Genomic DNA, 17,054 nt, shown 5'->3' on the forward strand with positions numbered 1-17,054 from the left:
CGCCTCAAGCCTCGGCGGCGAAACGGCCGTGGCAATGCTTGTACTTCTTGCCCGAGCCGCAGGGGCAGGGCTCGTTGCGGCCGACCTTGCCCCAGGTGGTCTCGTCGTCGGGCTTGCGCTCCAGCACCGCCGTGTCGGCGGAGAGCTCGCGCGCCGCATAGCCATAGGCGGGGCCGGCCCCGCCATCGCTGCCCGTGCCGGCGAAGTCCATCTCGTTGCGGCCGGTGGCCGGGTCGCGATGCTCCTCGAACATCTGCGGGGCCGGCCCGCCGAGCTCCACCGGCTGGAAGCCGCCCTGGGCCGCCTCCGGCTCCTGGTACATGATCTCGATGCGCGAGAGCTGGCCGGTCACCTGCTCGCGCAGGGCCGCCACCAGGCCGTTGAAGAGGTCGAAGGCCTCGGACTTGTACTCGTTGAGCGGGTCCCGCTGGGCGAAGCCGCGCCAGCCGATCACCTGGCGCAGGTGGTCGAGGGTGACGAGGTGCTCGCGCCAGAGATGGTCGAGGGTCTGCAGCAGCACCTGCTTCTCGACATAGGTCATCACCTCGGGCGTGTTCTTCTCGACGCGCTCCGCATAGGCCGCGTCGGCGGCCTTGCGCAGGCGCTCGCGCATCTCCTCGTCGGCGATGCCCTCTTCCTTGGCCCATGCGTCGACCGGCAGGTCGAGATTCAGCACCTCGGCGATGCGGGCCTTCAGGCCCTCGGTGTCCCACTGCTCGGCATAGGCGTTCTCGGGGATGTGCAGGGTGACGAGGTCGTCGACCACGCCCTCGCGCATCTCGTCCACGGTCTCGCGGACGCTCTCCTGGGCCATGAAATCGCGGCGCTGCTCGAACACGACCTTGCGCTGGTCGTTCATGACGTTGTCGTACTTGAGCACGTTCTTGCGCATGTCGAAGTTGCGCGCCTCGACCTTCTGCTGCGCCTTCTCGATGGCCTTGTTGATCCAGGGGTGGATGATCGCCTCGCCCTGCTCCAGGCCGAGGCGCTGCAGCATCCCGTCCATGCGGTCGGACCCGAAGATGCGCATCAGGTCGTCCTTGAGGGACAGGTAGAACTTCGAGCGGCCGGGATCGCCCTGGCGGCCGGAGCGGCCGCGCAGCTGGTTGTCGATGCGCCGCGATTCGTGGCGCTCGGTGCCGATGATGTAGAGGCCGCCGGGCAGGTCCTTCTTGCGGCCGGCCTCGGGATCGGCCTTCTCGCCGGAGGCGAGCACCTTGGCCCGGTTCTCCGCGATCTCGGCCTTCAGCGCCTCGATCGCCGCATCGCGCTCCGGCCCCTCGGCGAGGTGGCCGAGCTCCTTCTCGATGCGCATCTCCAGGTTGCCGCCGAGCTTGATGTCGGTGCCGCGGCCGGCCATGTTGGTGGCGATGGTGATGGCGCCGGGCACGCCGGCCTCGGCCACGATATAGGCCTCCTGCTCGTGGAAGCGGGCGTTGAGCACGGCGAAGCGCTTGGTCACCCGGTTCTCGCGGGCGGCCTTGTAGACGTCGGTCAGCGCGTTCGGGTCGGAATAGTCGAGCGCGGTGTAGCCGGCCTTGCGCAGGAGGTCGGCGAGCAATTCCGACTTCTCGATCGAGCCGGTGCCGACCAGGATCGGCTGAAGGCGGCTATGCGCCTTGTCGATCTCCTTGATGATCGCCTCGTACTTCTCCTCGACCGTCCGGTAGACCTCGTCGTCCTCGTCGACGCGCTCGACCTCCTTGTTGGTCGGGATCTCGACCACCTCGAGCTTGTAGATCTCGGCGAACTCGTCGGCCTCCGTCGAGGCGGTGCCGGTCATGCCGGCGAGCTTCTTGTAGAGGCGGAAGTAGTTCTGGAAGGTGATCGAGGCGAGCGTCTGGTTCTCGGGCTGGATCGTGACCCGCTCCTTGGCCTCCAGGGCCTGGTGCAGGCCTTCCGAGTAGCGCCGGCCCTGCATCATGCGGCCGGTGAACTCGTCGATGATCACCACCTCGTCGTTCTTGACGATGTAGTCCTTGTCGAGCGTGAACAGGGTGTGGGCGCGCAAAGCCTGGTTCACGTGGTGGACGAGGCTGACGTTGTGGGCGTCGTAGAGGTCGCCCTCCTTGAGGAGGCCGGCCTCGCGCAGGGCCTCCTCGATGAACTCGTTGCCGGCCTCGGTGAGCGAGACCGTGCGCTGCTTCTCGTCGAGGTCGTAATGCTCGCGGGCGAGCCGCGGCATGATCGCGTCGACGGCGACGTAGAGTTCGGAGCGGTCGTCGACGGGGCCGGAGATGATGAGCGGCGTGCGCGCCTCGTCGATCAGGATCGAGTCGACCTCGTCCACGATCGCGAAATTGTGCCCGCGCTGCGCCATCTGCGACAGCTCGTACTTCATGTTGTCGCGCAGGTAGTCGAAGCCGAACTCGTTGTTGGTGCCGTAGGTGATGTCGCAGGCATAGGCCTCGCGGCGCTGGTCGTCGTCGAGCCCGTGCACGATGGTGCCGACGGTGAGCCCCAGGAAGCGGTAGACCCGGCCCATCCACTCGGCGTCGCGGGAGGCGAGGTAGTCGTTGACGGTGACGACGTGGACGCCCTTGCCCTCCAGCGCGTTGAGATAGACCGGCAGCGTCGCGACCAGGGTCTTGCCCTCGCCGGTCTTCATCTCGGAGATGCCGCTCTCGTGCAGCACCATGCCGCCGATCAGCTGCACGTCGAAATGCCGCTGGCCGAGCACGCGCTTGGCCGCCTCGCGCACGGTGGCGAAGGCCGGCACCAGGATGTCGTCGAGGCTCTTGCCGGCGGCGAGCTCGGCCTTCAGCATCGCGGTGCGGGCGCGCAGGGCCTCGTCGGAAAGCACCTCGATCTCGGGTTCGAGGGCGTTGATCGCGGCGACCCGCGGACGGTAGCCCTTGACCCGACGGTCGTTGGACGAGCCGAAAATCTTCTTGGCGAGGGCACCGAGCATCGTGAACCTGCGGTCGTGAAAGTCGTCGCGCGGCGGCACGGGAGAGCCGCCAGCCTGCATTGAGCCGGGCTTATAGAGGTAAAGTGCGGGGGGTGCATCCGAAAGAGCCGGCCCTTGCACGAAGGTTGGGCACGCCGGACACGCCACCGGGACCACCGCGGCGGCTCTGAACATCTCACGGCCGAGGAAGGGGTCCGGCGCCGGGCCGCGGTTCGGCCGCGCATGGCCGGGGCAGGCTGCCAAGCCACTGTCCCGAAAGCGCTTTCCCGCCGAGGCGGCGCCGGCCGCCGGTCAGTTGACGAGGCAGAAGCCCGTGCCCGACCCGGCGAGGCGCCCGGCCGCACACCACGACCCGCTATTTTTCGTCACGCGCGGCGACGGCGCGGGGGGAGAGGCGGGGACAGCCGCGGAATCCAGCAGGCTCCCGCGCAGGCTGTCCCCCGCCTCGGCCCCGGCGGTCCGGACCCGTCTCGATCCGCCCTCGGCCCGGACGGCCTCGCCCCGGGGCGTGCCGGCCCAGCTCCGTCCGATCCCGAGGCCGAAGCGGCGGCCGCGCGCCTCGGCCTCGCCGACCGTTCCGATGAGGACGAGCGCCGCCGCAGCGGCTGCCAGAGCGCTCCGCATGGTCGATTCCCTCTCTTGCCTCCGCGATGCGGCGACCATGCCGGCGGCTCGTTAAGGAGGTGTCGAAACGATCGCTCGGATTGCCCCGCGCGGCGCGATCTCCGCGACGCCCTCAGGCGATCGTGTGGGCGGCCGCGCGCTCCGAGGCTTGCCTTTGCCACGCGCCCACGCCACCTGTGGCCCGCACTGCGCGGCTTTCGAGCCGCTTCCAGAACGGCCGAGCCGGACGAAGACGCCGGATGCGTGCCGACGATCCCGAGGACGCCCGATGACGATGCACTTCCTTCCCCGGCAGGCCGGCGCGCTCGCCCTGGCTCTTGCCGTCGCCGCGACGGGCCAAGTGATGACGGGGCAGGGCGCGCGGGCGGAGACGCCGGCCGCCTCCGACACGGTGGTGGCGACCGTGAACGGCAAGCCGATCACGCAGGGCGACCTTGCCATCGCCGGGGAAGACCCCGCCCTGTCGCTGCCGGGGGTCGACGAGGCCGGCAAGAAGAACCTGCTGGTGGATTACCTGGTCGACCTCAAGGTCGGCGCGCAGGCGGCGGACGCCGCCAAGGTCGGCGACACGCCGGAATTCAAGCGCAAGCTCGCCTATTTCCGCGACAAGCTGCTGCTCGACGAATATCTGGAGCGGGAATCCAAGAAGGCGGTGACGCCCGAGGCGGCCAAGGCCCTCTACGACCAGACGGTCAAGGCGATGAAGCCGGAAGAGGAGGCCCATGCCCGCCACATCCTCGTCGACAACGAGGAGGAGGCCAAGAAGATCGCCGCGCGCATCAAGGGCGGCGAGGATTTCGCCAAGGTCGCCGGCGAGGTCTCGAAGGATCCGGGCTCCAAGACCGAGGGCGGCGATCTCGGCTGGTTCACCAAGGACCGCATGGTCGCCCCCTTCGCCGAGGCCGCCTTCAAGCTCTCTCCCGGCCAGCTCTCGGACCCGGTGAAGACCCAGTTCGGCTGGCATGTGATCAAGCTCGAGGAGAAGCGCACCAAGCCGGTGCCGAGCTTCGACGAGATGAAGGAGCAGATCGACCAGTACCTCGCCCGCAAGGCCCAGCAGGACATGATCCTGAAGCTGCGGGAGCAGGCCAAGATCGAGCGCAAGGACGGCGGCGGCGCCACCGTGCCCAAGACGGACGACAAGGTGCCGGCCGCCGGGGACAAGAAATAGGCCGAGGCGCCCGCACCCCGACCGCCCGGACTTCCATCGGATCGCTTCGGTCCTGGCGCATCCCCTCGCCCCGCGCGTCGGGAGGGGGGCGGCCGACCGAAGCGGTCTTCGCGAAAGCCGCGGCAGATCCGCAAGCTCTCGGGATCTATCGAACGTTACAAAAACATGCCGCCGAGCCGCCTGCCAGGCACCTTGCTGTTCGTGACGGACATTCACGGCGAGCCTTCGGAATGCGGCTTTCCGCCGGATGACAGCATCGATCGCTGCATTTTTCTGCGCCTGGCCGATCTGTGCGGCCGTCCGACGCTGAGCGGCGAGGCGCTGCACGCGCATCTTGTCCAGGAAAACGGCCTCGGCGCCGCGATCGACACCCTGTGCGGGTTTGGTGGGGATCGGCTCTACGGCCTGGGATTCAGCGCCGGGGGCACGGCCCTCTGGCGCGCGGTCGCGAAGGGCCTGAGGCTCCATGCCCTCGTCTGCGTCTCGTCCACGCGCCTGCGCTACGAAACCTCGCCTCTGCCCATCCCGACCCAGATGTTCTGGGGCAGCCACGACCCGCATCGACCGGACGAAGCATGGAACGCGGCCGTTCCCACGCGGTCCAGGACCTATCCCGGCCGGGACCACGCCTTCTACCGGGAGGATTGGCCGGATGCGGATTCGGCCCTGCGCAGGGATGTCGCGGAAGCCTTTGCGTCAGGCCCGCACGGCCTCGCGGGGACGGCGTGAGGGCCGCGACCGGGTGCGGGATCACCCCTCGGCCGCTTCCCCCAGCGTGTCCTCGATATAGAGCCGCTCCAGTAGCACCTTGATCACCGCCAGCATCGGCAGCGCCAGGGCGATGCCCCAGAGGCCGAACAGCACGCCGAGCAGGAGCTGGCCGGCGAAGATGGTGGCCGGGGGGATGTCGAGCGCCCGCTTCTGGATGAAGGGGGTGAGCACGTAGCTCTCGAGCGTCTGCACGGCGAGGTAGACGCCGAGCGCCCCCAGCGTCGCCGTGAAGCCCGAGGCGAGGCTCGCCAGGATGATGACGACGCCGGCCACCAACGGGCCGACGGTCGGCACGAAGGCGAGCAGGCCCGCCTGCAGACCGAGGATCAGCGCGCCGCCGACGCCGAGGAAGGCGAGGCCCGCCCAGGTGCAGAGGAAGATCACCGTCATGGTGACGAGCTGGCCGAACAGCCAGTGCCGCAGGGTCTCCCCGGCCGCGTCGAGCACCTCGCCGCCGCGCTTGCGCCGGTCCGGCGGCAGGAAATGCAGGGCGCCGTCGCGGTAGCTGGCGGGGTCCGCCGCCACCGCCGCGCCGAGGAAGGCGATCACCAGGAGGTTGCCCAGGGCGTTGAACAGCCCGAGCACCACCGCCGCGGCCGGGCCGAGGACGTTGCCCGCATCCGACAGGAAGGAGCCCGGGCTCTTGAGCACGCCGGAGGCGAGGCCGGCGAGGCCGCCCTGCTGCGGACCGCCCTTGCCGTCGTCCCCGCGGGTGCGCCCGCTGCCCTCGCCCTCGGGCGCCTGGAGCAGCTCGATGTCGATGCCGCGGTCCTTCAGCCAGTCGCGCACCGTGGTGGATTGCTGCTGGATCGTGGTGCCGAGATCCCGTGCCTGCTGGGCCACCGTGGCCCCGCCATAGGCGGAGAGCCCGGCGAGGAAGAGGACGAGGCCGAGGCTCGCCAGCGCCAGCCGCACCGCCCGGGGCAGGGGGAGCAGCCGGCCGAGCCCGCGGGTCAGCCCATCGAGGAAGACCCCGAGCAGGATGCCGGCGAAGATCAGGAGCAGCGTCGCCGAGGCCATCCAGGCGAGGGCCAGCAGCGCGGTGAAGGCGACGACGGCGATGCCGGAAACCGTGAGCGAGCGCCGGCGCGGTTCCCCGCCCGGAGCGTGGCCTGCCGCCGGCCCGCTCACGCGGGGTCTCCCGACCAGGCCTGCGCCGCCGCGTCGTCGGCCTGGGTCGCCTCGACCCAGCCGCCGGTGCTCCCGTCGACGAGATGCTCGCGCTTCCAGAACGGCGCGCGAGTCTTGAGGTAGTCCATCAGGAAGCTCGCTCCTTCGAACGCGGCGCGGCGATGGGCGGAGGCGGTGAGCACGAGCACGATGCCCTCGCCGGGGCGGACGAGGCCGTGCCGGTGGATGACCCGCGCCGCCTGCAGCGGCCAGCGCGCGACCGCCTCATCGACGACCCGGCCGATCTCGGCCTCGGCCATGCCCGGGTAATGCTCGAGCTCGAGGGCGGCGAGCCGCCCCTCCTCGTCCCGGCACAGGCCGGTGAAGGTCACCACCGCCCCGGCGCGGCCGGACAGGGCCCGTTCCAGGGCGGCGATCTCCGCTGCGACGTCGAAGGGTTCGGCGCGGATGGCGGTGCTGACCAAAGACTCGCGGCTCGACATGACGGGACCTCGGGACTCGGCTTAGACTCGGCGCGCCTGTGCCTATATGCGTTCCCGACGCGACGGCGCTACCCGGCGCCTTCGAGAGGTTTTCGCCCCGTGACGCCCGACCTGATCCTGCCCCACGAGGGGGTGAGCCCCACTTTCGCCTCCCGGCCCGTCTGGTGCGGGCGGGGCAGCACCGTGATCGGCGCCGCGACGCTCGGGATCCAGGCCTGGCTCGGCGACGACAGCGTGATCCGCGCGGACGGGGAGGCGGTGACGATCGGCGACCGCTTCTGGCTCGGCAACCGTTCCACCGTGCACATCGCCACGGACACCCACGGCACCGTGGTCGGCGACCGCGTCACGGTCGGCCGCAACGCCGTGGTCCATGCCTGCACCGTCGGTTCCGACGTGGTGATCGAGGACGACGTGGTCATCCTCGACGGCTCCACCGTCGCGGACGGCGTCCTGATCGAGGCGGGGGCCACCGTGTTTCCCCGCTCCACCCTGGAGGCGGGCTTCGTCTATGCCGGCAGCCCGGCCAAGCGGCAGCGGCCGATTTCGGCCGAGGCCCTCGCCGAGCGGGCCGAGCGCCTGCGCGAGGCCACCGCCTCGGCGCCGAGCGCGGCGGAGGGGCTGGAGGTCGAGGTCGAGGAATCGGTCTTCGTCGCCCGCACCGCGCGGCTGCGCGGGCGCATCGCCCTCGGCGCCGGCTCGACCATCCTGTTCTCCTGCGAACTCAGCGCCGAGGTCGGGCCGATCGTGATCGGCGCGGACACCAACGTGCAGGACAACACCGTCATCCGCACCCGCGGCGAGGGCGTGGCGATCGGGCGCGACACCACGATCGGGCACAACGTGCGCATGGCCGATTGCCGGATCGGCTCGCGCAGCCTGATCGGCATCGGCTGCGTGCTCGCCCCCGGCACGGTGGTGGCCGACGACACCATGCTCGCGGGCGGCGCCACTACCGATCCCGGCCAGGTTCTGGAGAGCGGCCATCTCTGGGGCGGCCGCCCGGCGCGCATCCTCGCCCCCCTCGACGAGGGCAAGCGCACGATGATCGCCCGGATCGTCGAGGGCTACTGCGCCCATGGGCGGGAATACCGCAAGGCGCAGGAAGACCTGGCCTGACCGCGGGGCGCGGCGTCAGGCGCTCGGCTCCTCCTCCGGCAGGCCGGTGGGCAGCCCGTCCATGCTGCGCCGGTTCTTCTCCCGGCGATAGGCCGCGAGGCCCTCCTCGCCCTGGCTGCGCGCCCAGTTCGTCAGGCCCGGCCGCTCCCCGGCGAAGTCGAACCGCGGCACGCCGTAGCCGCAGGAGGTCTGCACGAGGTCGACGGCGAGGCGCACGATCTGCCGGGCGCCCGGCGGCTCCTGCCCGGCGAAGGCCCCGGCGAGCAGGTCGCGATAGGCGCCGCTGCCCCGGGCCAGCACCTCGCCCCGCCCGTAGAGACGCAGGATCATCGGCGCGCCCTCGAAGGCGCAGAACATCAGGGTCAGCCGCCCATCCGCCAGCAGATGGGCCGCGGTCTCGTTGCCGCTGCCGGTCAGGTCGAGATAGGCCACCGCGTTCGGCCCCAGCACCCGGAACGCCTCGGTGCCCCGCGGCGACAGGTTCACCCGCGCCCCCTCCGCCGCGGAGGCGGCGAAGAAGACGTGCTGGCGCGCGATGAAGTCGGTCAGGCGCGCATCGAGGGCGGGGAACTGCTTGGCCATGGGTGTTTCCGGCGTCGCCTCCCGGAAGCTTAGGCGCCCCGGGCCCGGCACGCTAATCGGCGGAGCTGTCCGGCTCCTCCGGCCCGAGGAAGCGCCCCACGAGCAGGCGGGCGAGGTCGCGGGGAGGCTCGGGGGCGAGCAGGCGGAGCTTGTTCGAGGTCGAGAGGGAGGCGAGCCCGTGCAGGCCCGCCCAGAGGGTCGCCACCGCCTTGCGGCGCTCGACCGCATCGCGGACCAGGGGCGCCAGCGCCTGGTCGACGAGGCTCACCGTGTCGGCGAGGGCCTGCGCGTACCAGTCCGGGAAGGGCTGGTCCGGGGCGGCGATGTGCTCGAACAGGAGGCTCCAGACGCGGGGATCGTCGGCCACGAAGACGAGATAGGCGTCGGCCAGAGCCAGGGCGTTCGCCCGGGCCGGCCGGGCCGGATCGCGCGCGGCTTCGAGGGCGCCGCGCAGGCGGGCCAGGGTGCGGGCATTGACCCGCAGCACCACCTGATCGAGGTCGCCCACCGCATTGTAGATCGAGTTCGGCGCGTAGCCGATCGCCGCGGCGAGCCGGCGCATGCCGAGCGCCCGGAAGCCCTCGTGGCGCACCAGGCTCTCGGCGGCCTGGGCGACGACCGCGATGAAACCCTTCCGGTCGTACTCGTTGCGGGGCCCCGCACCCCGCCGCGCCGGTGCTGCGCGCTTCGCCATGCTCATCCGCTCCCGTGCGCCGCCGCACGCGCCAACGGCGTAGATTGCACGCCGTGCAAAATCAAGCTTGCGCAGAGGAGGGGCGCGGCTAATTTGAACGTCGTGCAAATACCTGGGAGGGAACCTTGGCCGTGCCCAAGGCGCTTCCGGATTTGACGCTAAACCGATCGGCGGGCAGTCATGCCCCAGCCGGGAGTGTCTGCCATGTTCCGAACGCTCATGACCACGCGCCGCTTCGCGCCGCTGTTCTGGTGCCAGTTCTTCTCGGCCTTCAACGACAACTTCCTCAAGAACGCCCTCGCGCTCCTGATCCTGTTCCGGGTCGGGCAGGGCGGCGAGCCCGGCCAGGGCGGCATCCTGGTGACGCTGGCGAGCGCGGTCTTCGTCGGCCCGTTCTTCATCCTGTCGGGGCTCGGGGGCGAGCTGGCCGACCGCTACGACAAGGCGGTCCTGGCCAAGCGCCTGAAATTCGCGGAGATCTTCGCGGCCCTGCTCTCGGTGCTGGGCTTCTGGCTGCAATCCGTGCCGCTGCTCTTCGCGGCTTTGGGCCTGTTCGGAATCATCGCGGCACTGTTCGGCCCGATCAAGTACGGCATCCTGCCCGACCACCTGAAGCGCGAGGAGCTGACCGCGGGCAACGCCCTGGTCGAGGCCGCGACCTTTCTGGCGATCCTGCTCGGCACCATCACCGCCGGCCTCGCCATGGCGGCGGGCGGGCATGCCCTCGGCCTCGGAGCTGGCCTGATGGGCATGGCGGTCCTGTGCTGGCTCGCCGCCCGGGCCATCCCGAAGACGGGGGAGGGCGCGCCCGACCTCAAGGTCGATCCCAACATCGCCCGCTCGACCGTCGCCCTGCTGCGCGACCTCCGGGCCGATACGCGGCTCTGGCGCGGCTCGGTGATCGTGAGCTGGTTCTGGCTCGTCGGCATCGTGGTGCTGTCGCTTTTGCCGGTGCTGGTGCGCTCCGCGCTGAACGGCAGCGAGATCGTGGCCACCACCCTGCTCGCGGTGTTCTCGGTCGGCATCGCCCTCGGCTCGGGGCTCGCCTCCTGGCTCGCGAGCGGGCGCATCGTGCTGCTGCCGACGCCGGTCGGTGCGGTGCTGATGGGCCTGTTCGGCCTCGACCTCGCCTGGACCATCGCCCATCTGCCCCCGCCCGCCGGCACGCCCATCGGCGCCTGGGACTTCCTCGGCAGCGCCACGGGCCTGCGCATCGCCCTCGACTTCGCGGGCCTCGCCATTTCCGGCGGCCTCTACGTGGTGCCCTCCTTCGCCGCGGTGCAGGCCTGGACGCCGAAGGAGAAGCGCGCCCGCGTCATCGGCGCGGTCAACGTGATGACGGCGGCCTTCATGGTCGGCGGCACCCTGGCGCTGGCCGTCCTGCAGGCCCTCGGCCTCACCATGGCGCAGCTGCTCGCCCTGGTCGCCGTGCTCAACCTCGTGGCCGGCGCGATCATCCTGAAGACGCTGCCGACGAGCCCCTTCCGCGACTTCCTCTCGATCCTGTTCCGCGCCTTCTACCGCCTGGAGGTGAAGGGCCTGGAGAACGTCGACAAGGCCGGCCCCAACGCCATCGTCGCCCTCAACCACGTCTCCTTCCTCGATGCGCCCCTGGCCCTCTCGCTCCTCGACAAGGAGCCGGTCTTCGCCATCGATCACGGCATCGCCCAGCGCTGGTGGGTGAAGCCCTTCCTGCGCGTCACCAAGGCGATGCCGCTCGACCCGACGCGGCCGCTCGCCACCCGCACCCTCATCAACGCGGTCAAGAGCGGCGAGACGCTGATCATCTTCCCCGAGGGGCGCCTCACCGTCACCGGCAGCCTGATGAAGGTCTATGACGGGGCCGGGCTCATCGCCGACAAGTCCGGCGCCATGGTGGTGCCGGTGAAGATCGACGGGCTGGAAAAGACCGCCTTCTCGCGCCTGTCCCGTGCCCAGGTCCGCCGGCGCTGGTGGCCGAAGGTGACGGTGACCGTGCTGCCGCCGGTGGCCCTCTCGGTCGATCCGGCCCTGAAGGGCAAGACCCGCCGCCGGGCGGCCGGCGCCGCCCTCTACGACGTGATGTCGGATCTCGTCTTCCACACCGCCGCGATCGACCGCAGCGTCTTCTCCGCGCTGATCGGGGCCGGGGCGGATCACGGCTGGCGCCGCAACGCCCTGGAGGATCCGGTCACGGGCAAGCTCAGCTATGCCCGGCTGGTGATGGGCGCCAACATCCTCGGCCGCAAGCTGATGCCGCTCGCCCCCGTGGGGCGGCCGGTGGGACTGATGCTGCCCAACGCCAACGGCGCGGCGGTCGCCTTCTTCGCGCTCTCCAGCGCGGGCCGGGTGCCAGCGATGATCAACTTCTCCGCCGGCCCCGCCAACGTGCTCTCCGCCTGCAGGGCGGCAGAGGTCGACACCGTGATCACCTCCCGCGCCTTCATCGAGAAGGGCCGCCTCGGGCCGCTCGTCGAGGCGATCGGCACGGCGGTGAAGCTCGTCTATCTGGAGGACGTGCGCGCCACCGTCGGCACCGGCGACAAGATCCGCGGGCTCCTGAGCCCGCGCCGGCCCCTGGTGAAGCGGACAGGCGAGGATCCGGCGGCGATCCTGTTCACCTCCGGCTCCGAGGGGACACCCAAGGGCGTGGTGCTTGCCCACCGCAGCATGCTCGCCAACGTCGCCCAGGTCGCCGCCCGCATCGATTTCGGGACGACCGACAAGGTCTTCAACGTGCTGCCGGTCTTCCACGCCTTCGGGCTCACGGCGGGCCTGGTGCTGCCGCTGGTCTCCGGCGTGCCGGTCTATCTCTATCCCTCGCCGCTGCATTACCGGATCGTGCCGGAGTTGGTTTACGGCTCGAACGCCACCGTCCTGTTCGGCACCGACACCTTCCTCACCGGCTATGCCCGGATGGCCCATGCCTACGACCTGCGCTCCCTGCGCTACGTCGTGGCCGGCGCCGAGGCGGTGAAGGCCGCCACCCGCAAGACCTGGGCGGAAAAGTTCGGCCTGCGCATCCTGGAAGGCTACGGCGTGACCGAGTGCGGGCCGGTGGTGGCCCTCAACACGCCGATGTTCAACCGCTTCGGCACGGTCGGCCGGCTGCTGCCGGGCATGGAGCATCGCCTGGAGCCGGTCCCCGGCATCGAGGAGGGCGGCCGCCTCGCGGTGAAAGGGCCGAACGTGATGCTCGGCTACCTGCGGGCGGAGAATCCCGGCCTGCTGGAGCCGCCCAAGGACGGCTGGCACGACACCGGCGACATCGTCGCGATCGACGCGGAGGGCTTCGTGACGATCAAGGGCCGGGCCAAGCGCTTCGCCAAGATCGCGGGCGAGATGGTGTCGCTGGCCGGCGTCGAGGCGCTCGCCGCGGAGCTCTGGCCCGACGCCCCGAGCGCGGTCGCCGCCGTGCCCGATGCCCGCAAGGGCGAGCGGCTGATCCTGTTCACGGAGGCCAAGGGCGCGACCCGGGCCGGCTACCAGAGCTTCGCCAAGGGCCGCGGCGCCACCGAGATCGCGATTCCGGCGGAAGTGGTGGTGCTCGACAAGCTGCCGATGCTCGGCACCGGCAAGGTCGACCAGGTCGGCGTGACCAAGCTCGCCAAGGAACGCGCCGCGACGGCGGAGGCGGCCTGAGGCAGCACGGCGTCCGGGCGGGACCGCCCGGACGCCGTGCTGAAGCGGCGCTATGCGCGCTCGAGATCGGTCTGCGTGAAATCATCGCCGACAGACAGGAGCGGACAGCCCTTCTCCCTGGCCAGGGCGTAGGCGAAGCAGTCGCCGAAGTTCAGCGCAGCCGGATGGACGCCCTTGCCCCAGCGTTCATAGGCTTGGCCCACGCCCACCGCGGTCGCGGCGGTCACGCTGACGATCTCGAAGCCGAGGCCGTCGATCAGTCGCTTCATCTCGTCGCCGAGGTTTCGCCGCGCAGCCACGATCAGGGCTTCAGCCATCGTTCCGGACGAGAGGAAGACCCGATCCTCCGCTTCCAGAACGGCAGCGCATCGATCTGCCTCCGCGTCGCCGAGGAGGATCGCCATCAAGGCCGACGTGTCGACCACGATCATGTCGGCAGGCCGTCATCGCCGTAAAGGAAGTCCTGGCTGCGGTCCGCGCTCGGTCCGTCCAGCGCTTTCCCGGCGGCGCTCTGCCTGACGGCGCTGAGAAGGGCCCGGCGCGCGTGGCGATCCGGCAGGGGGATGACCGGAGTCAGACGGACGGCAGGATGCCCATGCCGCGTCAAAATGATCTCCTCACCCGCTTCGGCGCGCCGAACGAGATCGGTCAGTTGTCCTTTCGCATCCGTCACGGAGACCTGCATCGTCCGACCCTGTGCTCCACCCCAAAGGCAGATTTGGACCATTGAATGGTCCGCCGCAAGCGCCTCACGGGAGCGGCCCTGGAAGTCGAACTTAAACCATTCTTGTCCCTATCCTCGGCCCCGCTTCCTCGTCTTGCCGGTCCGTTGCCGATGTCCCTCGACCGCCGCCGCTTCCTCGCCGCCTCCCTCGCGCTCGCCGCCGCCGGTCCGGCCGCCGCGCAGAGCTACGGCCAGTCTTTCAAGGTCGAGAACGACGAGGGCCGGCCGGTCGCCAACATGCGGCTGCCCGGGGAGATCACCGGGCAGATCGAGGAGCTGCGCGGCGTGACCTTCATCGGTCCCCGCGACGCCGAGGTCACCCTCTACGAGTTCTTCGACTACAACTGCCCCTATTGCCGGAAGGCGGCGGCCGATATCGGCGCGCTGGTCGAGAGCGACCCGGCCCTGCGCATCGGCCTCGTCAACAACCCGATCCTGTCGCCGATGTCGGCCCAGGCCGCCAAGGTGGCGCTCGCCGTGCAGAAGAAGCTCGGCTCGGCCGCCGCCTTCAAGGTCTATGCGGAGCTGCTCGGCACGCCGGGCAAGATCGACGGCCTGAAGGCCCTCGAAGTGGCCGCGAAATCCGGCGTGTCGCGGGCCGAGCTCGAGACGATCGGCGACAGCCCGGAGGTCGGCACGGCCCTGCGGGCGCAGATGCATGTCGCGGCCAATCTCGGGCTCTCGGCAACGCCCTCCTACGTGCTCGGCAATGTCGGCATCCTCGGCCATCCGGGCGCGAAGTCGCTGGCCCGGATGATCGCCGCCATGCGCCGCTGCGACCAGATCGCCTGCGGCTGATTTCGGGCTAAGCCCGCGCCAGAGCGTCCTCGATCATCCGCGCGACGGCGAGCGCCCGCCCGTCATCGCTGAAACGGGCGATCACCTGCACGCCGAGCGGGAGGCCGTCGCCGGGGACGGGGACGTTGACGCAGGGCACGCCCATCAGGGTCCAGAGCCGGTTGAAGCGCGGATCGCCGGTCGTCGCGATGGCGGGCGCCCGCCCGACCGTCGCATAGGTCAGGATCGCGTCGTAGGCGCCGAACAGCTCCTTGAGGGCGCGGCGGGCATGGTGGGCGGTGCGCCGTCCCTCGTCGTATTCCGCCGCGGTCAGAGCCTGCGCCCGGTCGAGCACCTCGCGCACCACCGGGGGCAGGGCATCGCGATGGGTCGCGTATTCCCAGGCCAGCGCCTGGCGCGCCTCGTAATCCTGAACGATCGGGTGCTTGGCCCAGGCGGCGGCGAAAGGCTCCGGCAGGACGAGGTCGGTGACGGTCGCGCCGGCCCGCTCGGCCGCCCGGGCCGCCTGGGCGAGGGCGGCCTCGGCGTCGGGATCGGCCGCGCCCGCGAAATCCTGGCGGCACAGGCCGATCCGCATTGCGCCGGGCGCGCCCGCGCAGAGATCGATCCCCGGCCGGTCGGTGATGAGGGCGAGGGCCCGGGCGATGTCGGCGATGCCGGCGCCGAACAGGCCGACCGTGTCGAGCGCCCAGGAGAAGGTCTTGACGCCCACCGTCGGCAGCAGCCGGAAGGAGGGCTTGATCGCCGCGACTCCGCAGAAGCCGGCCGGGCGGATCACCGAGCCGCCGGTCTGGGTGCCCAGCGCCAGGGGCAGCAGGCCCGCGGCCACCGCCGCCGCCGAACCGGAGGAGGAGCCCCCTGGCGTCCGCGCCGCGTCGTGCGGATTCACCGTGGCGCAGGGGTCGAGCCCGGCGAAGGCCGTGGTCGCGGTCTTGGCCAGGGGCACGGCGCCGAGCTTCTTGAGCCGGCTCACGATCGCAGCATCCGCCTTCGGGCGCCAGCCCGCATAGATCGAGGAGCCCATCTCGGTCGCCATGGAGGCGGTGTCGATGATGTCCTTCACGCCGACCGCGATGCCGGCGAGCGGCCCCGTCGACGGGATCACGGGATCGGGGTCGACCCGCAGGATCGCGCGGAGCGCCGGGTCCCGCTCGGCGATCCGCGCCCGGGCCGCAGCGATGGCCGCCTGCGGGGTCAGGGATCCATCGGCGATGCCGCGCTGCAGCTCGATCAGAGAAACCATGAATTTTTCCTATGAGGAAAAAGGTGAGGGGTCCAGCGGGGTCGGCCGGCGCGGACCGGCGCCGGGAGAAAGTTTCGCTTTCCTCTGCGCGCCCATCCGAACCGTTCCCCACCCTGTGGACAAGAGGCCGGCGCCCCCGACAGCGTTAGCGGGGTGTTTACGCAACCCCGCGCATCGTCGCGGCCATGTTGCGTCGCGTCCTCGTGTTCCTCGGCCTCGCGCTTTTCGGCGCCGGCCTCACCGGCTGCGCCATCAACCGGTTCGAGCAGCGCGAGCCCTGGCGCGATCAGGCCGAGCAGATGTGCCTGTCGCGCAAGCTCGTGCAGCCCACGGCCTATGTCGCCCCCGGCAAGGAGATCGACGGACCCGGCCCCTGCGGCATGCTGCAGCCCTTCCGCATCACCCGGCTCGGCGACGGCACCGTGGCGCTCAAGCAGCGCATGACCCTGGGCTGTCCCGCCGTGGCCGAGACGGAGGCCTGGCTCGCGGACACGATCCAGCCCGCCGCCAACCTCTATTTCGGCCAGCCCGTGGTCGAGATGAATGCCGGCACCTATGCCTGCCGCGGCCGCAACAACCAGGTCGGCGCCAAGCTCTCAGAGCATTCCTTCGGCAACGCCGTCGACGTGATGTCCTTCACCCTGGCCGACGGCCACGTCATCACCGTCAAGGGCGGCTGGCGCGGCACGGAGGCCGAGCAGGCCTTCCTGCGCGAGGTCTTCGTGGGCGCCTGCGCCCGCTTCTCCACGGTGCTCGGGCCAGGCTCGAACGTGTTCCACTACGACCACATCCACGTGGACCTCGCCCGGCACGATCCCCGCGGCACCCGCCGGATCTGCAAGCCGCTCCTGAAATTCGAGCCCCAGGTCGGCCCCGATGCCGTCGCCCGCATGCCGGCGACGCCGCGGCCGATGCCCCGCGAGGCCGCCCCGCCCCAGGCCCCGGTCGACGTGGAGGAGGACGATCCCTACGGCCTCCACCCGACCTCTGCCCGCGAGAGCGGCACCCGCACCGCCCGTGCCCCGGCGGCGCCCTCCGCCTACACCGCCGCGCCGGCGATGCGCCCGGCCCGGCCCCCGGCCCCCCGAATGGCCGCGGCCCCCTACGACGCGGCGCCGGGCTATGCCGAGCCCCTGCCGCTCTCGGCCCCGCTGCCCGCCACCGATCCGATCTACTGACCTCG

General features: G+C 70.8%; 15 protein-coding genes. 6 read left to right on the top strand and 9 right to left on the bottom strand.

From position 1 onward, the window contains the following. Positions 1-4: 4 nt before the first annotated feature. Positions 5-2,911, bottom strand: a complete 2,907-nt coding sequence (gene secA / locus MFF21_RS02005; protein ID WP_238309505.1) for a preprotein translocase subunit SecA — start codon at positions 2,909-2,911, stop codon at positions 5-7. A gap of 291 nt (positions 2,912-3,202) precedes the next feature. Further along, positions 3,203-3,535 carry a hypothetical protein gene (locus MFF21_RS02010; RefSeq protein WP_238309506.1) on the bottom strand — a complete coding sequence of 111 codons (333 nt, stop codon included), beginning with the start codon at positions 3,533-3,535 and terminating at the stop codon, positions 3,203-3,205. A 268-nt stretch (positions 3,536-3,803) separates the two neighbouring features. On the opposite strand from MFF21_RS02010, the gene MFF21_RS02015 reads away from it, so the two are divergent. Both MFF21_RS02015 and MFF21_RS02020 read left to right on the top strand, forming a co-directional pair. Further along, positions 3,804-4,706, top strand: a complete 903-nt coding sequence (locus MFF21_RS02015; protein ID WP_238309507.1) for a peptidylprolyl isomerase — start codon at positions 3,804-3,806, stop codon at positions 4,704-4,706. Between the two features lie 165 nt (positions 4,707-4,871). Further along, complete coding sequence (locus tag MFF21_RS02020) at positions 4,872-5,435, top strand: dienelactone hydrolase family protein (protein ID WP_238309508.1); 564 nt, start codon at positions 4,872-4,874, stop codon at positions 5,433-5,435. A gap of 21 nt (positions 5,436-5,456) precedes the next feature. Here the strand turns inward: MFF21_RS02020 and MFF21_RS02025 are convergent, their stop codons facing one another. Both MFF21_RS02025 and MFF21_RS02030 read right to left on the bottom strand, forming a co-directional pair. Then, a complete protein-coding gene (locus MFF21_RS02025; protein ID WP_373324883.1) occupies positions 5,457-6,608 on the bottom strand; it encodes an AI-2E family transporter in 1,152 nt (383 codons plus the stop codon). Further along, positions 6,605-7,090: a molybdenum cofactor biosynthesis protein MoaE gene (locus tag MFF21_RS02030; RefSeq protein WP_238309509.1), complete on the bottom strand. Its 486-nt coding sequence runs from the start codon at positions 7,088-7,090 to the stop codon at positions 6,605-6,607. Before MFF21_RS02030 ends, MFF21_RS02025 begins: the two co-directional genes overlap by 4 nt. A gap of 99 nt (positions 7,091-7,189) precedes the next feature. Here MFF21_RS02030 and MFF21_RS02035 point away from each other — a divergent pair, with 99 nt between their 5' ends. Then, the gene (locus MFF21_RS02035; RefSeq protein ID WP_238309510.1) at positions 7,190-8,209 is read left to right on the top strand and encodes a gamma carbonic anhydrase family protein; all 1,020 of its coding nucleotides are present in this window, start codon (positions 7,190-7,192) and stop codon (positions 8,207-8,209) included. 15 nt (positions 8,210-8,224) lie between these two features. Here the strand turns inward: MFF21_RS02035 and MFF21_RS02040 are convergent, their stop codons facing one another. Both MFF21_RS02040 and MFF21_RS02045 read right to left on the bottom strand, forming a co-directional pair. Further along, positions 8,225-8,791, bottom strand: a complete 567-nt coding sequence (locus tag MFF21_RS02040) for a pyridoxamine 5'-phosphate oxidase family protein (protein ID WP_238309511.1) — start codon at positions 8,789-8,791, stop codon at positions 8,225-8,227. Between the two features lie 52 nt (positions 8,792-8,843). Further along, positions 8,844-9,485: a TetR/AcrR family transcriptional regulator gene (locus MFF21_RS02045; protein ID WP_238309512.1), complete on the bottom strand. Its 642-nt coding sequence runs from the start codon at positions 9,483-9,485 to the stop codon at positions 8,844-8,846. Positions 9,486-9,689: 204 nt separating this feature from the next. Between MFF21_RS02045 and MFF21_RS02050 the strand changes: the two genes are divergently transcribed. After that, the gene (locus MFF21_RS02050) at positions 9,690-13,106 is read left to right on the top strand and encodes an acyl-[ACP]--phospholipid O-acyltransferase (protein WP_238309513.1); all 3,417 of its coding nucleotides are present in this window, start codon (positions 9,690-9,692) and stop codon (positions 13,104-13,106) included. Positions 13,107-13,156: 50 nt separating this feature from the next. On the opposite strand, the gene MFF21_RS02055 is transcribed toward MFF21_RS02050, so the two are convergent. Next, positions 13,157-13,537, bottom strand: coding sequence for a type II toxin-antitoxin system VapC family toxin (locus MFF21_RS02055; protein WP_238309514.1), 381 nt, complete (start codon positions 13,535-13,537; stop codon positions 13,157-13,159). Beyond that, a complete protein-coding gene (locus MFF21_RS02060) occupies positions 13,534-13,791 on the bottom strand; it encodes a type II toxin-antitoxin system Phd/YefM family antitoxin (protein ID WP_238309515.1) in 258 nt (85 codons plus the stop codon). The genes MFF21_RS02055 and MFF21_RS02060 overlap by 4 nt, the downstream gene beginning before the upstream one ends. A 150-nt stretch (positions 13,792-13,941) precedes the next feature. Between MFF21_RS02060 and MFF21_RS02065 the strand changes: the two genes are divergently transcribed. Next, positions 13,942-14,628 carry a DsbA family protein gene (locus MFF21_RS02065; RefSeq protein ID WP_238309516.1) on the top strand — a complete coding sequence of 229 codons (687 nt, stop codon included), beginning with the start codon at positions 13,942-13,944 and terminating at the stop codon, positions 14,626-14,628. Positions 14,629-14,635: 7 nt separating this feature from the next. Here MFF21_RS02065 and MFF21_RS02070 read toward each other — a convergent pair whose 3' ends face one another. Further along, positions 14,636-15,871: an amidase family protein gene (locus MFF21_RS02070; RefSeq protein ID WP_238309517.1), complete on the bottom strand. Its 1,236-nt coding sequence runs from the start codon at positions 15,869-15,871 to the stop codon at positions 14,636-14,638. 185 nt (positions 15,872-16,056) lie between these two features. Here MFF21_RS02070 and MFF21_RS02075 point away from each other — a divergent pair, with 185 nt between their 5' ends. Continuing rightward, complete coding sequence (locus tag MFF21_RS02075; RefSeq protein ID WP_238309518.1) at positions 16,057-17,049, top strand: extensin-like domain-containing protein; 993 nt, start codon at positions 16,057-16,059, stop codon at positions 17,047-17,049. Positions 17,050-17,054 lie beyond the last annotated feature (5 nt).

The organism is Methylobacterium organophilum, from assembly GCF_022179465.1.
Classification (GTDB): Bacteria; Pseudomonadota; Alphaproteobacteria; order Rhizobiales; family Beijerinckiaceae; genus Methylobacterium; species Methylobacterium organophilum.

Coding starts and splice junctions, on each gene's coding strand:
- secA (WP_238309505.1), bottom strand. CDS start 2,911: ATGCTCGGTGCCCTCGCCAAGAAGATTTTCGGCTCGTCCAACGACCGT.
- MFF21_RS02010 (WP_238309506.1), bottom strand. CDS start 3,535: ATGCGGAGCGCTCTGGCAGCCGCTGCGGCGGCGCTCGTCCTCATCGGA.
- MFF21_RS02015 (WP_238309507.1), top strand. CDS start 3,804: ATGACGATGCACTTCCTTCCCCGGCAGGCCGGCGCGCTCGCCCTGGCT.
- MFF21_RS02020 (WP_238309508.1), top strand. CDS start 4,872: ATGCCGCCGAGCCGCCTGCCAGGCACCTTGCTGTTCGTGACGGACATT.
- MFF21_RS02030 (WP_238309509.1), bottom strand. CDS start 7,090: ATGTCGAGCCGCGAGTCTTTGGTCAGCACCGCCATCCGCGCCGAACCC.
- MFF21_RS02040 (WP_238309511.1), bottom strand. CDS start 8,791: ATGGCCAAGCAGTTCCCCGCCCTCGATGCGCGCCTGACCGACTTCATC.
- MFF21_RS02045 (WP_238309512.1), bottom strand. CDS start 9,485: ATGGCGAAGCGCGCAGCACCGGCGCGGCGGGGTGCGGGGCCCCGCAAC.
- MFF21_RS02050 (WP_238309513.1), top strand. CDS start 9,690: ATGTTCCGAACGCTCATGACCACGCGCCGCTTCGCGCCGCTGTTCTGG.
- MFF21_RS02055 (WP_238309514.1), bottom strand. CDS start 13,537: ATGATCGTGGTCGACACGTCGGCCTTGATGGCGATCCTCCTCGGCGAC.
- MFF21_RS02060 (WP_238309515.1), bottom strand. CDS start 13,791: ATGCAGGTCTCCGTGACGGATGCGAAAGGACAACTGACCGATCTCGTT.
- MFF21_RS02065 (WP_238309516.1), top strand. CDS start 13,942: ATGTCCCTCGACCGCCGCCGCTTCCTCGCCGCCTCCCTCGCGCTCGCC.
- MFF21_RS02070 (WP_238309517.1), bottom strand. CDS start 15,871: ATGGTTTCTCTGATCGAGCTGCAGCGCGGCATCGCCGATGGATCCCTG.
- MFF21_RS02075 (WP_238309518.1), top strand. CDS start 16,057: ATGTTGCGTCGCGTCCTCGTGTTCCTCGGCCTCGCGCTTTTCGGCGCC.